This is a genomic window from Marinomonas algicola (assembly GCF_014805825.1).
Classification (GTDB): Bacteria; Pseudomonadota; Gammaproteobacteria; order Pseudomonadales; family Marinomonadaceae; genus Marinomonas; species Marinomonas algicola.
The window spans coordinates 1306950-1322074 of sequence record NZ_CP061941.1; the positions used below are offsets into that span (position 1 = coordinate 1306950).

The window sequence follows — 15125 nt, forward strand, 5'->3', positions numbered from 1 at the left end:
AGCCTTTGTTGACCTAAGTGGGAAGGAATTGAATGACTGATACAACTAAAGCGACGAATCAACAGTGGGGTGGCCGTTTTTCTGAGCCTGTGGATGCATTTGTTGCGCGTTTTACGGCCTCTGTTGAATTTGATCAACGCATGGCAAGTCAAGATATAAAAGGCTCTATTGCTCATGCTACTATGTTGACGCATGTGGGTGTATTAACAGAGTCAGAGCGCGATCAAATTATTCAAGGATTAGAAGAAATTGAAGGTGAAATCGATCGTGGTGAATTCCAATGGTCAATTGAGCTTGAAGATGTTCACATGAATATCGAAGCTCGTTTAACTCAAAAAATTGGCATTACAGGAAAAAAACTGCATACGGGACGATCTCGTAATGATCAAGTCGCGACAGACATTCGTTTATATATGCGTGATGAAGTTGACTTTTTGCTAGAAGAAATTACGCGTATGCAACAAGGGATTTTAAGTCTAGCTGAAAAAGAAGCGCATACTATTATGCCTGGCTTTACTCATTTACAAACGGCTCAGCCTGTGACTTTCGGTCATCATTTAATGGCTTGGTATGAAATGGCACAGCGTGACTATGAGCGTTTGCTTGATTGCCGTAAACGCATTAATATTTTACCTCTAGGTGCCGCCGCATTGGCAGGAACCACTTATCCTATCGATCGAAATATGACGGCTGAGTTGCTTGATTTTGAGCGTCCGACTTATAATTCATTGGACTCTGTGAGTGACCGAGATTTTGCTATTGAATTCACTTCTGCGGCTTCTATTATCATGATGCATTTGTCCCGCTGGGCAGAAGAAATGGTTATGTGGGTATCGGCACAGTTTAATTTCATTTTTCTACCAGATCGCTTTTGTACTGGTTCGTCAATTATGCCGCAAAAGAAAAACCCAGATGTACCAGAGTTGGTTCGTGGTAAAACGGGTCGAGTTTATGGGCATTTGATTGGTTTGCTTACTCTAATGAAGTCACAGCCGCTGGCTTACAACAAAGATAATCAAGAAGATAAAGAACCTTTATTTGATGCGGTTGATACATTAAAAGGGTCTTTGCGAGCCTTTGCTGACATGATTCCTGCTATTCAGTCCCGTAAAGAGTATATGTTCGAAGCCGCACGCAGAGGCTTTTCAACGGCAACGGATTTGGCGGATTATTTGGTTCGTGAAGGTGTCGCTTTTCGTGATGCTCATGAAATTGTGGGTAAAGCGGTTGGCTTTGGAGTGCAAGAAGGCCGCGACTTGTCTGAGATGACATTAGAAGAGTTGCAATCCTTCGGCAGTATGATTAAAGCCGATGTGTTTGATGTATTAACTTTGGAAGGTTCTGTTGCGGCACGTGATCATGTTGGTGGAACGGCACCAAGACAAGTGCTACTGGCCGTAGAAAGAGCAAGGTCTGAATTGGCGGAGCGTTTAGTCTAAAATCCTTTTCAATATGCGGTTACGACCTGGTGAAAAAGGAGATCTATGGACCTCCTTTTTTATGAATTCATTACCCAATCCTTTATTGCTTAGTTGATTTTTGACCTATTACTGATTCGGGTCGAATTCAAGACCTAACAATCGGGAAAACGGTGAGTTAGGGCTAAGCATTTCAGGGGTGATACCAAATTCAAAATGAAAAGACTCTTTTTGATTATTGCAGCCTGCAGGTACAATAAACCATTCGCCAGATTCTCCTTCGGGAGGCATTTTCCAGCAAATCCCTTTTATATTGACATAGCGCGTGCCGTCCGAATCTTTTGTTATTTGATACCCCTTGTTTTTGATGAATCCTTTTAAATATTGTTTTTGCTCTTGAATAGCCTCTTGTAGCGCTGTTTTATATTCTTGTGAAAACACATTTTTGAACATGTCGTCGTTTTTCTGTTGTAACGTTGGAAGCGACTCTTGAACTATCTCAAAAGAATTCGCTAAAGACATCGGTTGTTCGATTTCAGTGTAGTTTTTTAGGTCAATAGAGACCGCTTCATTATTGCTTTTTATTGTTCTGATGGTTGGAAACTCTGGCGGTTGTGTCTTTGATGTCTTTGCGCTGTCGTTATGTTGTTTTTTTGCAACGTCAGAGACGATTGTTGTTTGCTGGGGGGAGGGACTTTTTTCGGCCGTTTGATTTTTTTCTATTCGTGAGTCTGATGTATCTGCTTTTGAAAGCCGCTGGCTATCTTGCGTTTGCTTGTTTTCTTTTTGGTTCCCTACGGCTTTGCTTGCTTCAATACTTGCTTGATCTGTATTTGAGGGCGTGGGTATTTCAGATGCAACTTCTTGAGCGTAATTTAGCTGTACGGAGATGGTGTTTTTGAATTGATTTGGTCTTGTATCTTGTGATCCTGTCAGCAAATAGAGGCTGTCTATAGCGTAGATGCCTATTAAATGGGCAGTGGATACAAGGATTAAGACTAAAAACCATTTTTTTACAGATTCCAAGAATGGTTTTTTACCGTCTTTATAAGGGGGGTTACCCTCGTTACTGTTAATGCTCATTCCTTTCGTAAAACGCGTAGGTCAAATAGGCGTTAAGAATACTATATAGATCCATTCGTACAAGCGTTTTAACACTAAATTTACGATGAGTTTTAATCTATGAGGCTTGGGTATTGCGACACTCACAAGTATACTGTCTAGATTATAGTAATCTAGTTGAGATCAGTGATGTCTAAGTGGCTCTGCGTAATCTTTTTTTCAAGCCTTATCATTGCTTGTGGCAATAAAGGCGCATTATACCTGCCTAAAAGTGAAAAAAACGTTGAGACGATATCGTCTAAAAATTAAGGAGTTATTGAGTGGATTTTTTTAATTATTCAGCAGATACATTGCATGCTGAAAACGTGTCTTTAGATCAAGTTGCTGAGATTTATGGTACGCCGACTTATGTTTATTCTAAGGCCACAATTGAACGTCATTATAGTGCTTATGCGGATGCCTTTTCTTCTTACCCAACCTTGATTTGTTATGCGGTAAAAGCGTGTTCTAATATTGCATTCCTTAACGTTTTAGCAAAAATGGGATCTGGATTTGATATCGTTTCCGTTGGTGAGCTTGAGCGAGTTATTCGTGCTGGTGGTGATCCTGCTAAAGTAATGTTTTCGGGCTTGGGTAAGCAAGCTCATGAGATGCAGCGGGCGTTAGAAGTTGGCATTCATTGTTTTAATGTTGAATCAGAAGCTGAACTGTATCGCTTAAACGATGTGGCAGGCTCATTGGACAAAAAAGCGCCTGTTTCTCTTCGAGTAAACCCCGATGTTGATGCTAAAACCCATCCTTATATCTCCACTGGCTTAAAAGAGAATAAATTTGGCATTGATATTAAGGATGCGGTTCGTATTTACCAATTGGCTAATTCATTGCCGCATTTAGATGTCATGGGTGTGGATTGTCACATTGGCTCCCAATTAACAGAGTTAAGGCCTTTCCTGGATGCTTTTGATCGACTTATGACCTTAATTGATGAGCTAAAGAGCGTTGGTATTACCATTAAACATGTCGATCTAGGGGGGGGGTTAGGCGTTAAATACCGTGATGAAGTTCCTCCTTCGCCAGCAGAGTATGCTGAGCTAATTTTACAGAAAGTCCAAGGTCGTGATTTTAGTCTTGCTTTTGAGCCAGGTCGTTCTATTGCGGCAAACGCTGGGGTAATGTTGACTCGGGTAGAATTTCTAAAATGTACAGATCATAAAAACTTTGCCATTATTGATGGCGCCATGAACGATTTGATACGCCCTGCCTTATACAGCGCTTGGATGGATATCATTCCAACAAATTTAGCCGCTAAAGGTGATGGAGAAAAAATTTATGATCTTGTTGGGCCTGTGTGTGAAACCGGTGATTTTTTAGGTAAAGAGCGTCGCCTTAATTTAGCGGCAGGTGATTTATTAGCGGTTCGTTCTGCTGGCGCATATGGGTTTACTATGGCGTCAAACTATAATAGCCGAAATCGCGCTGCTGAAGTGATGGTTGATGGTGATCAAGCATACCTTATTCGATCTCGCGAAACGATTGAGCATCAACTTGCTGGTGAACAGCTTTTACCTAAATGAGGGATTGAGTTGTGTTATTAAAATTCACGAAAATGCATGGTTTAGGAAATGACTTTGTGGTCGTTGATGCGGTCTCTCGTAAAGTTTTTTTTAATAAAGAGCAAATAGAAAGATTGAGTGATCGTAATCGAGGCGTCGGCTTTGATCAACTTTTGATTGTTGAGCCGCCATTAAACCCTGAAATGGATTTCCGTTATCGAATTTATAACTCTGATGGTACAGAAGTAGAGCATTGCGGTAATGGTGCTCGTTGTTTTGCTCGGTTTGTTCTCGAAAAGGAGCTAACGAATAAAACCATCATTAATGTTGAAACCCGTAAGGGTCGTATTCAATTGAGAGTACTCAATGATGGCCAAGTAACGGTAGATATGGGTGAACCAAGCTTTATTCCTGGAGATCTTCCGTTTACAGTAGATAAGGTCGAATCGTTATACACTTTGCGTGTTGGCGAAAAAAATATTGATATTACCCCTGTTTCTGTAGGTAATCCTCATGCGGTTCATAAAGTAGACTCTCTAGAAGATGATTATGTAGCTACGATTGGTAAGGCTTTAGAGTCTCATGGCCGTTTTCCGAATAATGTTAATGTTGGTTTTATGCAGGTACTCAATCGTTCTGAAATACAATTACGTGTTTATGAGCGTGGAGTGGGTGAAACACAGGCATGTGGAACCGGTGCTTGCGCCGCCGTTGTTGCTGGTATTCAGCAAGGTTGGTTGGATTCAAATGTTGTGGTTCACCTTACGGGTGGCGATTTGCAAATTGAATGGCAAGGGGAGGGCTCTCCCATTTTAATGACAGGACCCGCCTCAAAGGTGTTTGAGGGACAAATTTACTTATAAAGGTAATCTATGAAAGAATCTGACGTCGCTCAATATTTATCTGACAACCCAAGCTTTTTTAAGCGTCATTTAGGCGTGCTGGAGTCCCTGTCTATTCCTCATCCAGTTAATGGTGACGCTATTTCTTTGTTGGAAAGACAGGTTATGTTATTGAGAAAAACGGCGTCAGATCACCAGTCTGAATTCCAGAGGTTGGTAGCGGTTGCTCGTGAAAATGAATCGATTATGCTTAAAAGTCGTCGACTTATTCTTGCCGGTTTAGAATCCGATTCTTTGGATGAGTTTCTGTCCTTAATGGATGATATTCTTCGTAATGAATTCGATATTTTGTTTAATAATTTTATTTTATTTTCAAATGAACCCCATTCTTCAAACGTGCGTATTTCGAGCGTTGATGATGCAGAGCCTGTCTTGAAAGAGATTTTATTGCGTTCAGGGTGTTATTCTGGCGTTTTATCTGTGGCGGAATCGCACTATTTATTTGGTGATGTGAGCGATAAAGTTATGTCAGCCGCTGTGCTGCCCCTTGTGTCGCGGATTAATGGCGATGTAAGGTATTTAGGCGTTTTAGCGTTAGGAAGTAGTTCACTAGAGAAGTTTAGTAAAGACAAAGGAGATTTGTTTTTATCTTACTTGTCTGAATTATTAAGTGCGATTTTACTCAGGTTAATAAAATGAACTTGATTACGTTTGATTTAGATAACACGTTGTGGGACGTTGAACCTGTTATTATTCGTGCCGATTACGCTATGGAAAATTGGTTTGATGACCGCTTTCCAGAATTTTCTCGAAAGTTTAATCACAATAAACTCCAAGAAATAAAAATGGAGCTTATTGCAAAAGACCCTTTACTTAAAGTGGATATATCTAAGGTGAGGGTAGAGATGTATCGTCGTGCCTTAATTCTTTTTGGTCTACCTCAAGAAGAGTCTATTAAAGTGGCTGTATCAGCGTTTGCACACTTTAATGAATGGCGTCAAAAAGTGGATCATTATCCTCATACAAGAGACATGTTAAAGCAGCTAAAGAAAAATCATCGCCTTGCGGTTATTACGAATGGTAATGCGGATGTCTTTCACCCTTATGTTGGTCTTGGCGATGTGTTTGAGTTTGCTATTCGGGCTGACAAAGAGGGAGTGTCAAAACCGGATGTCAGTTTGTTTAGGAAAGCGGCCGATGCAGTAAACCTGCCAACAGAAGATGTTATTCATATTGGTGATAACCCTTATGATGATGTTTTTGGTGCAAATCAAGCTGGATGTCGAAGTGTCTGGTTCAATCGGCATGGTGCTCGGCGATGGAAAGACGATTGGCCGGGCAGACCTGATGCTGAAATACATTCGTTGATTGAGTTACCTAGTGTTGTTGCCTACTTAACCAGATAGTTAATTACTATTAAGTTATTAGGTAATTTTCATTTTTACAGTTTAAAAAAAATGCTAAACTTGACGCATTATTAATTGAAGTGATTATTTAAAGGAAGTTCAAATGGGTGATAATACCGTTCAAATTACAGATGCTCAATTCTCTGAAGAAGTTCTAAATTCAGATGTTCCTGTGTTGGTTGATTTTTGGGCACCATGGTGTGGTCCTTGTAAAATGATAGCGCCAGTTTTAGAAGATGTTGCTGAAGATTATTCAGACAGATTAAAAGTGGTTAAACTTAATGTCGATGAGAACCAGGAGACAGCTCCTAAGTATAATGTTCGCGGTATTCCAACTTTGTTAATTGTCAAAGGTGGAGAAGTGATTGCTACTAAAGTTGGTGCGGTATCAAAATCTCAACTTGTTGAATTTGTTGAAAGTGCAATAAAATAAGTTTCGATTAGATTGTAATTGAAATAAAAAAGCAGCGTGAATCGCTGCTTTTTTTTGGCCTTAACGTTTAGGTTTCAAGTAAGTCTATGTAAACTAATTCCGTATATTGGCTAATTTTTCTTGGTATTCCATTGAGTGGTAACCTTCAAGCATTGATGTAATCTTTTTTGAGTATGGAAGGTATTTTTTCAGATCCTTTTTAGGCATTGGATCATCGTTCGGTAGTTTTACTGTAACAGGGTTCTTATGTACTCCGTTTATCCTAAACTCATAGTGTAAGTGTGGGCCTGTTGCCCAGCCTGTCTGTCCAACATAAGCAATGGTTTTTCCTTGTTTAACTCTTGCGCCTTTACGAGTCCCTCTTGCGAAGCTTCGTAAATGTGCATACAGCGTTGTGTAGCCTTTACCATGGTCTATTATGACGACATTGCCATAACCATTTTGTTTGCCAGCAAAGCTGACTTTACCATCTCCTGCTGATTTAACTGGCGTTCCACTAGATGCGGCATAGTCTACACCCCTATGAGGGCGGCTAGTCTTGAATAGTGGATGAATTCGGTTTGGATTGAATTTAGACGAAATTCGGGTGAACTCAACGGGGGTGCGTAAAAACGCTTTACGCATGGCCAGTCCATCAGGTGTGTAATAGCTGGAGCCACTATTTGTTGCATAGCGAATGGCTTGATACATTCTGCCATTGTTTATGAATTGCGCGGCTAAAATGTTACCAAGACCAATTTGCTCACCATCAAGATACTTCTCTTCATACAGAATACTAAATGTATCCCCTTTTCTTATGTCCAGAGCAAAATCTATGTCCCACCCGAAAATGTTTGCCATTTCAATGAGGAGGCGTTGGTCAATACCTGACTTTAAACCATCAACAAACAAAGAATTGTTAATAATGCTTTCTTTGTATGTTTGCACAAGATCGGGTTCTCTGGTGATGCGTGTCGAGTTGAACGTTTTGTCTTCACGAGTGAATTCAATCTTCTCAAGTTTGCTTTTTACAAGAGTTAATTTTTGTAATTCTTTAGTGCTTTCTTGAATTTCAAATTCAAGAGTTTGTCCAGGTCTCATCTTTAAAAGATCATTTTCTTTTTTATCGGCCTGAGACACTCTGTAAATATCGGTTGCGGATACTCCGTGCTTGGCCAGAATAGTAGAAAGAGAATCACCAGCACTGACGGTTTCTTGCTCATGTAAGTAAGTGATCTCTTTCTTTTTTAGGTTGTCTGGAATCGGTAAATCTGCAAGCTCAGTTGTCTTATTTGGTATGGTGCTAATAGTTGTCTGTCGTGTTTCATCCTCAATAGGAGCGGCCTCTGCTTTTTGGAGAGGCGCAATAAACGAGATCGATTTATCGAGATCGTCCATGTCTACAATTTGTAAGTTGGCTTCAAGTGTGATGGTTTTTGTTGATTGATTTGAGCCATCAGGAAGCAGCGAAATTATCAAAAGTAATAGGGTAGAGATTACTACTAATAATAGTAGGAGTTTAAATGGAAGTTTTTTAATCAAGACAATACCTAAAATCTAAAATAAAGCCCTGTAATGCTACCAATATTGCCTTTATAATTAAAAGCTTTTAACACATTAATTACATTATTATAGATTTGGATCGAAATATGAGTACAGGTACAAATGTTCTATTGGCTGATTTACACGCTCGAGGCTTAATTTCTCAATTAACTGCTGAAAATGAATTGCATGAACACCTGAATACGGGCAGCCGAACCTTGTATTGTGGTTTTGATCCAACAGCAGACAGCTTGCATATAGGAAGCTTAGTTCCTTTGTTAATGTTAAAGCGTTTTCAATTGTCTGGCCATAAACCCTTGGCACTAGTTGGTGGTGCAACGGGTTTGATTGGTGACCCAAGTTTTAAGGCTGTTGAACGTAAGTTAAATGGTCCTGACGTTGTCGAAGAGTGGGTTGCTAAGTTACGCAAACAAGTAAGCCAGTTTATTGAATTCAATGATCAGCCTAATAGTGCTGAAGTGGTCAATAATTATGATTGGACTAAAGAGCTTAGCATTCTTGATTTTTTAAGAGACATTGGAAAGCATTTCTCTATTAATTCAATGATTCAAAAAGAATCGGTTAAACAACGAATTAATCGAGAAGGGGAGGGGATCTCCTTTACCGAATTTACTTATATGATATTGCAGTCTTATGATTTTGCGGAATTAAATCGTATGAATGGTTGCTCATTGCAAATTGGCGGTAGTGATCAGTGGGGTAATATTACTGGTGGAACAGACTTAACACGGCGTCAAAATGGTAATCAAGTATTTGGTTTAACAATGCCGCTTGTTACCAAGTCTGACGGAACAAAATTTGGAAAGACAGAATCGGGAACTATCTGGTTAGACAGCAATAAAACCAGTCAGTATGCCTTTTATCAGTTTTGGTTAAATACCGCTGACGCTGATGTTTATAAATTTTTAAAATACTTCACTTTTCTGTCAGTTGAAGAAATCGAAAGTATTGAAGCGAAAGACATTGAGAGTGAGGGCCGACCGCAGGCTCAAGGTATTCTTGCAAAAGAAGTTACAACTTTGGTGCATGGTGCTGAAGGACTTGCGGCAGCAGAAAGAATCACGGCAGCGCTCTTTAATGGAGTAGCAGAAGAATTAAGTGAACAAGACCTAGCGCAAATACAGCTTGATGGGTTGCCTTCTAGCACATTAACTAGTGGATCACTAGTTAATGTGCCTTTGACCAGTTTATTAAGTGAGCATGGCCTTGCGGCAAATGGTAAACAGGTAAAGGATGCGCTTACTCGTAATTCATTATTTGTTAATGGTGTTGCTAAAGGAATGGAAGATAATATGAGCGCAACTGAAATATTCGCTCAGACTAATGGTTATTATGGAAAATACTTTCTAGTTAAACTGGGCAAAAAGAAACATCACTTATTTGTATTAGGTTAGTCATCACATTAATTGATATTTCTTGGTGTTTAAAAGGCGTTTCGGCGCCTTTTTTGCTCTGTTTAGGTTGTATTTTGTTCATGTGTTACGTTTTCATTAAAGTTTTGAACTTTTTTTAGTTAAATGCCAAAAAAGGGTTGCACTAAATCTGTAGATCCTTAATATACGCCCTCGCTGACACGGACAACCACTCAGAACAACGAGTGACTGCCCAGAAAGAAGAAACAAAATACTGTGTTCTTCTTGTCTTACTTTAGTCAGCACGCTCTTTAAAATAGTTAATCAGATAATTTGTGTGGGCGCTCGCTGGAGACTTCGAAAAATTTGAAGTCTTACGAGAGTCCAAACACTTTCAATTCGTTCTTGTTTGTTTGATTTATCAAACAAACATTTAAGTTTAGTTAGAGTTAAATTTGAGTAAGCAAGCTGATTTATCAGCACAAGATCTTAAACTGAAGAGTTTGATCATGGCTCAGATTGAACGCTGGCGGCAGGCTTAACACATGCAAGTCGAGCGGAAACGATGTAGCTTGCTACAGGCGTCGAGCGGCGGACGGGTGAGTAACGCGTAGGAATCTGCCTAGTAGTGGGGGACAACATGTGGAAACGCATGCTAATACCGCATAAGCCCTACGGGGGAAAGGAGGGGATCTTCGGACCTTTCGCTATTAGATGAGCCTGCGTGAGATTAGCTTGTTGGTGAGGTAAAGGCTCACCAAGGCGACGATCTCTAGCTGGTCTGAGAGGATGACCAGCCACACTGGGACTGAGACACGGCCCAGACTCCTACGGGAGGCAGCAGTGGGGAATATTGGACAATGGGCGCAAGCCTGATCCAGCCATGCCGCGTGTGTGAAGAAGGCCTTAGGGTTGTAAAGCACTTTCAGAGGGGAGGAAAGGTTGTTGATTAATACTCAATAGCTGTGACGTTACCCTCAGAAGAAGCACCGGCTAACTCTGTGCCAGCAGCCGCGGTAATACAGAGGGTGCAAGCGTTAATCGGAATTACTGGGCGTAAAGCGCGCGTAGGTGGTTTGTTAAGTCGGATGTGAAAGCCCAGGGCTCAACCTTGGAATGGCACCCGATACTGGCAGGCTAGAGTACGATAGAGGAGTGTGGAATTTCCTGTGTAGCGGTGAAATGCGTAGATATAGGAAGGAACATCAGTGGCGAAGGCGACACTCTGGATTGATACTGACACTGAGGTGCGAAAGCGTGGGGAGCAAACAGGATTAGATACCCTGGTAGTCCACGCCGTAAACGATGTCTACTAGCCGTTGGGTTGTAATGACTTAGTGGCGAAGCTAACGCAATAAGTAGACCGCCTGGGGAGTACGGCCGCAAGGTTAAAACTCAAATGAATTGACGGGGGCCCGCACAAGCGGTGGAGCATGTGGTTTAATTCGACGCAACGCGAAGAACCTTACCTACTCTTGACATCCAGAGAATTCGCTAGAGATAGCTTAGTGCCTTCGGGAACTCTGAGACAGGTGCTGCATGGCTGTCGTCAGCTCGTGTTGTGAAATGTTGGGTTAAGTCCCGTAACGAGCGCAACCCTTATCCTTATTTGCCAGCACTTCGGGTGGGAACTTTAAGGAGACTGCCGGTGACAAACCGGAGGAAGGTGGGGACGACGTCAAGTCATCATGGCCCTTACGAGTAGGGCTACACACGTGCTACAATGGCGCATACAGAGGGCGGCGAACTTGCGAAAGTAAGCGAATCCCACAAAGTGCGTCGTAGTCCGGATTGGAGTCTGCAACTCGACTCCATGAAGTCGGAATCGCTAGTAATCGTGAATCAGAATGTCACGGTGAATACGTTCCCGGGCCTTGTACACACCGCCCGTCACACCATGGGAGTTGATTGCTCCAGAAGTAGCTAGCTTAACCTTTCGAGGAGGGCGGTTACCACGGAGTGGTCAATGACTGGGGTGAAGTCGTAACAAGGTAGCCCTAGGGGAACCTGGGGCTGGATCACCTCCTTAAACGATACGAAGCTCTGGTGAGCGTTCACACAAATTATCTGATGACTACTTTATAGCGGCAATTGTACTAGGATAGAGTCCTAAGCAAGGTGTTGATGAAAGTGATTATGTGATGACCTGTCATCATATTCTTCGTCTTATTCATAAATGTCTGACTTAGTGCTTTGCACTAAACTTGCTCTTTAACAATGTAACTTTTTGAAATAGACGATAATCAAGCGTCAAACCGGTGGAAAGCATCTTTCTCTTTATTGAGAATAACCTGGATGACTTTCTAAAATCGTAAAATCCAGTGATGACACAAAAGCATCGTTGGTATGTGATCTAAGTGTTGTTTTGATACTGGCTCTTCTTTAAGAAGCGTTAGGCATCAAAAAACTACTTTGGGTTATATGGTCAAGTGACCAAGCGTGCACGGTGGATGCCTTGGCAGTCAGAGGCGATGAAGGACGTGGTAATCTGCGATAAGGTTCGGGGAGTTGATAAACAAACTTTGATCCGAACATTTCCGAATGGGGAAACCCACCCGCTTGCGGGTATCATTAACTGAATACATAGGTTAATGAGGCGAACTCGGGGAACTGAAACATCTAAGTACCCGAAGGAAAAGAAATCAACCGAGATTCCCTAAGTAGCGGCGAGCGAAGGGATTAGCCCTTAAGTTGATTTGGTGTTAGTAGAACAAGCTGGAAAGCTTGGCCGTAGAGAGTGAAAGCCTCGTATACGAAAACGCCTTATCAATGAAATCGAGTAGGACGGGACACGTGGTATCCTGTCTGAATATGGGGGGACCATCCTCCAAGGCTAAATACTCCTGACTGACCGATAGTGTACCAGTACCGTGAGGGAAAGGCGAAAAGAACCCCGGCGAGGGGAGTGAAATAGAACCTGAAACCGTGTACGTACAAGCAGTGGGAGCGGACTTAGTTCCGTGACTGCGTACCTTTTGTATAATGGGTCAACGACTTATTTTCAGTAGCAAGGTTAACCATTTAGGGGAGCCGTAGGGAAACCGAGTCTTAATAGGGCGTTTAGTTGCTGGGAATAGACCCGAAACCGGGCGATCTATCCATGAGCAGGTTGAAGGTTGGGTAACACTAACTGGAGGACCGAACCCACGTACGTTGAAAAGTCCGGGGATGACTTGTGGATAGGAGTGAAAGGCTAATCAAGCTCGGAGATAGCTGGTTCTCCTCGAAAGCTATTTAGGTAGCGCCTCGTATCTCACCATTGGGGGTAGAGCACTGTTTGGGCTAGGGGGTCATCCCGACTTACCAACCCCATGCAAACTCCGAATACCGATGAGTGCAATTACGGGAGACACACGGCGGGTGCTAACGTCCGTCGTGGAAAGGGAAACAACCCAGACCGTCAGCTAAGGTCCCAAAGTTACAGTTAAGTGGGAAACGATGTGGGAAGGCTTAGACAGCTAGGAGGTTGGCTTAGAAGCAGCCATCCTTTAAAGAAAGCGTAATAGCTCACTAGTCGAGTCGGCCTGCGCGGAAGATATAACGGGGCTAAAACTGTACACCGAAGCTACGGATGCAAGATTTATCTTGCATGGTAGAGGAGCGTTCTGTAAGCCGTTGAAGGTCAAGCTGTAAGGCAGGCTGGAGGTATCAGAAGTGCGAATGTTGACATGAGTAACGATAAGGGGAGTGAAAAACTCCCCCGCCGGAAGACCAAGGTTTCCTGTCCCATGCTAATCAGGGCAGGGTGAGTCGGCCCCTAAGGCGAGGCAGAAATGCGTAGTCGATGGGAAACAGGTTAATATTCCTGTACTTATGTATATTGCGATGGAGAGACGGAGAAGGCTAGGCTAGCACGGCGATGGTTGTCCGTGTTTAAGGTAGTAGGTTGAAGGCTTAGGTAAATCCGGGCCTTCTTAAGACCGAGAGCTGATGACGAGTCCTCTTTTGGACGAAGTAGTTGATGCCATGCTTCCAGGAAAAACTTCTAAGCTTCAGATATACATGAACCGTACCCCAAACCGACACAGGTGGTCAGGTAGAGAATACCAAGGCGCTTGAGAGAACTCGGGTGAAGGAACTAGGCAAAATGGCACCGTAACTTCGGGAGAAGGTGCGCCGGTTAGTGTGAAGGATTTACTCCGTAAGCATTGACCGGTCGAAGATACCAGGTGGCTGCGACTGTTTATTAAAAACACAGCACTCTGCAAACACGAAAGTGGACGTATAGGGTGTGACGCCTGCCCGGTGCTGGAAGGTTAATTGATGGGGTTAGCGTAAGCGAAGCTCTTGATCGAAGCCCCAGTAAACGGCGGCCGTAACTATAACGGTCCTAAGGTAGCGAAATTCCTTGTCGGGTAAGTTCCGACCTGCACGAATGGCGTAACGATGGCCACACTGTCTCCACCCGAGACTCAGTGAAATTGAAATCGCAGTGAAGATGCTGTGTATCCGCGGCTAGACGGAAAGACCCCGTGAACCTTTACTATAGCTTCACAGTGAACTTTGAACCTACTTGTGTAGGATAGGTGGGAGGCTTTGAAACTAGGACGCCAGTTCTAGTGGAGCCAAACTTGAAATACCACCCTGGTATGTTTGAGGTTCTAACTCAGGTCCCTTATCGGGATCGAGGACACTGTGTGGTGGGTAGTTTGACTGGGGCGGTCTCCTCCCAAAGAGTAACGGAGGAGCACGAAGGTGTGCTCAGCATGGTCGGAAATCATGCGAAGAGTGTAAAGGCAAAAGCGCGCTTAACTGCGAGACAGACACGTCGAGCAGGTACGAAAGTAGGTCTTAGTGATCCGGTGGTTCTGTATGGAAGGGCCATCGCTCAACGGATAAAAGGTACTCCGGGGATAACAGGCTGATACCGCCCAAGAGTTCACATCGACGGCGGTGTTTGGCACCTCGATGTCGGCTCATCACATCCTGGGGCTGAAGCCGGTCCCAAGGGTATGGCTGTTCGCCATTTAAAGTGGTACGCGAGCTGGGTTTAGAACGTCGTGAGACAGTTCGGTCCCTATCTGCCGTGGACGTTTGAGATTTGAGAGGAGCTGCTCCTAGTACGAGAGGACCGGAGTGGACGAACCTCTGGTGTTCCGGTTGTCACGCCAGTGGCATTGCCGGGTAGCTATGTTCGGACGGGATAACCGCTGAAAGCATCTAAGCGGGAAGCCTCCCTCAAGATGAGATCTCACTGGGACATAAGTCCCCTAAAGAGCCGTTGAAGACTACGACGTTGATAGGTTGGGTGTGTAAGTGCTGTGAGGCATTGAGCTAACCAATACTAATTGCTCGTGAGGCTTGACCATATAACACCAAAGTGGTTTTAAGTGATAAAGAGAGACTGAGAAAACTCGAAAAGAGAAGGGTCAAACGCATCATGAAAAGATCATAGAGACACAGATTACGACGCGCATCAGCGATGATGTGGCTGGTTTGATACTTGGTTATCGCTATTTCAAAAAAGCATTGTTAAAGATTCAAGCACGTACTGGCGTGTTGTGAGTGAACAAGCTG

General features: G+C 43.0%; 10 protein-coding genes and 2 rRNA genes. 10 read left to right on the forward strand and 2 right to left on the reverse strand.

What is annotated here, in order from left to right:
* Positions 1-32 precede the first annotated feature (32 nt).
* On the forward strand, positions 33-1439 hold the full coding sequence (gene argH / locus IEZ33_RS05815) for an argininosuccinate lyase (protein ID WP_191602750.1): 1407 nt from the start codon (positions 33-35) through the stop codon (positions 1437-1439).
* A 108-nt stretch (positions 1440-1547) separates the two neighbouring features.
* On the opposite strand, the gene IEZ33_RS05820 is transcribed toward argH, so the two are convergent.
* Positions 1548-2501, reverse strand: coding sequence for a hypothetical protein (locus tag IEZ33_RS05820; RefSeq protein ID WP_191602751.1), 954 nt, complete (start codon positions 2499-2501; stop codon positions 1548-1550).
* A gap of 168 nt (positions 2502-2669) precedes the next feature.
* On the opposite strand from IEZ33_RS05820, the gene lptM reads away from it, so the two are divergent.
* The 6 genes from lptM to trxA all read left to right on the forward strand — a co-directional run bounded on the left by lptM (position 2670) and on the right by trxA (position 6714).
* A complete protein-coding gene (lptM, locus tag IEZ33_RS20985) occupies positions 2670-2789 on the forward strand; it encodes an LPS translocon maturation chaperone LptM (protein ID WP_420844871.1) in 120 nt (39 codons plus the stop codon).
* Positions 2790-2800: 11 nt separating this feature from the next.
* On the forward strand, positions 2801-4054 hold the full coding sequence (gene lysA, locus IEZ33_RS05825) for a diaminopimelate decarboxylase (protein WP_191602752.1): 1254 nt from the start codon (positions 2801-2803) through the stop codon (positions 4052-4054).
* Positions 4055-4065: 11 nt separating this feature from the next.
* Entirely contained in the window at positions 4066-4896 is an 831-nt protein-coding gene (dapF, locus tag IEZ33_RS05830; protein WP_191602753.1) for a diaminopimelate epimerase, read from the forward strand.
* 9 nt (positions 4897-4905) lie between these two features.
* Positions 4906-5574 (forward strand): DUF484 family protein, encoded by a 669-nt coding sequence (locus IEZ33_RS05835; protein WP_191602754.1) that lies wholly within the window; start codon positions 4906-4908, stop codon positions 5572-5574.
* Positions 5571-6281, forward strand: a complete 711-nt coding sequence (locus tag IEZ33_RS05840) for an HAD family hydrolase (RefSeq protein ID WP_191602755.1) — start codon at positions 5571-5573, stop codon at positions 6279-6281. The genes IEZ33_RS05835 and IEZ33_RS05840 overlap by 4 nt, the downstream gene beginning before the upstream one ends.
* Positions 6282-6384: 103 nt before the next feature.
* Positions 6385-6714, forward strand: a complete 330-nt coding sequence (gene trxA, locus IEZ33_RS05845) for a thioredoxin TrxA (RefSeq protein ID WP_191602756.1) — start codon at positions 6385-6387, stop codon at positions 6712-6714.
* A gap of 93 nt (positions 6715-6807) precedes the next feature.
* On the opposite strand, the gene IEZ33_RS05850 is transcribed toward trxA, so the two are convergent.
* Positions 6808-8235, reverse strand: coding sequence for a peptidoglycan DD-metalloendopeptidase family protein (locus IEZ33_RS05850; protein WP_191602757.1), 1428 nt, complete (start codon positions 8233-8235; stop codon positions 6808-6810).
* A 107-nt stretch (positions 8236-8342) separates the two neighbouring features.
* Between IEZ33_RS05850 and tyrS the strand changes: the two genes are divergently transcribed.
* From tyrS to IEZ33_RS05865, 3 genes are all read left to right on the forward strand, one after another.
* Complete coding sequence (gene tyrS, locus IEZ33_RS05855) at positions 8343-9650, forward strand: tyrosine--tRNA ligase (protein ID WP_191602758.1); 1308 nt, start codon at positions 8343-8345, stop codon at positions 9648-9650.
* Between the two features lie 449 nt (positions 9651-10099).
* Positions 10100-11637, forward strand: a 16S ribosomal RNA gene (locus tag IEZ33_RS05860).
* Positions 11638-12031: 394 nt separating this feature from the next.
* Positions 12032-14917 (forward strand): 23S ribosomal RNA (locus tag IEZ33_RS05865).
* The 16S and 23S rRNA genes sit together here, the layout of an rRNA operon.
* The last annotated feature ends 208 nt before the right edge of the window (positions 14918-15125 follow it).

Excerpts from the sequence above, each read along its gene's own strand:
- tyrS (WP_191602758.1), top strand. The coding sequence starts at position 8,343 with ATGAGTACAGGTACAAATGTTCTATTGGCTGATTTACACGCTCGAGGC.
- IEZ33_RS05840 (WP_191602755.1), top strand. The coding sequence starts at position 5,571 with ATGAACTTGATTACGTTTGATTTAGATAACACGTTGTGGGACGTTGAA.
- trxA (WP_191602756.1), top strand. The coding sequence starts at position 6,385 with ATGGGTGATAATACCGTTCAAATTACAGATGCTCAATTCTCTGAAGAA.
- IEZ33_RS05835 (WP_191602754.1), top strand. The coding sequence starts at position 4,906 with ATGAAAGAATCTGACGTCGCTCAATATTTATCTGACAACCCAAGCTTT.
- lptM (WP_420844871.1), top strand. The coding sequence starts at position 2,670 with ATGTCTAAGTGGCTCTGCGTAATCTTTTTTTCAAGCCTTATCATTGCT.
- argH (WP_191602750.1), top strand. The coding sequence starts at position 33 with ATGACTGATACAACTAAAGCGACGAATCAACAGTGGGGTGGCCGTTTT.
- IEZ33_RS05820 (WP_191602751.1), bottom strand. The coding sequence starts at position 2,501 with ATGAGCATTAACAGTAACGAGGGTAACCCCCCTTATAAAGACGGTAAA.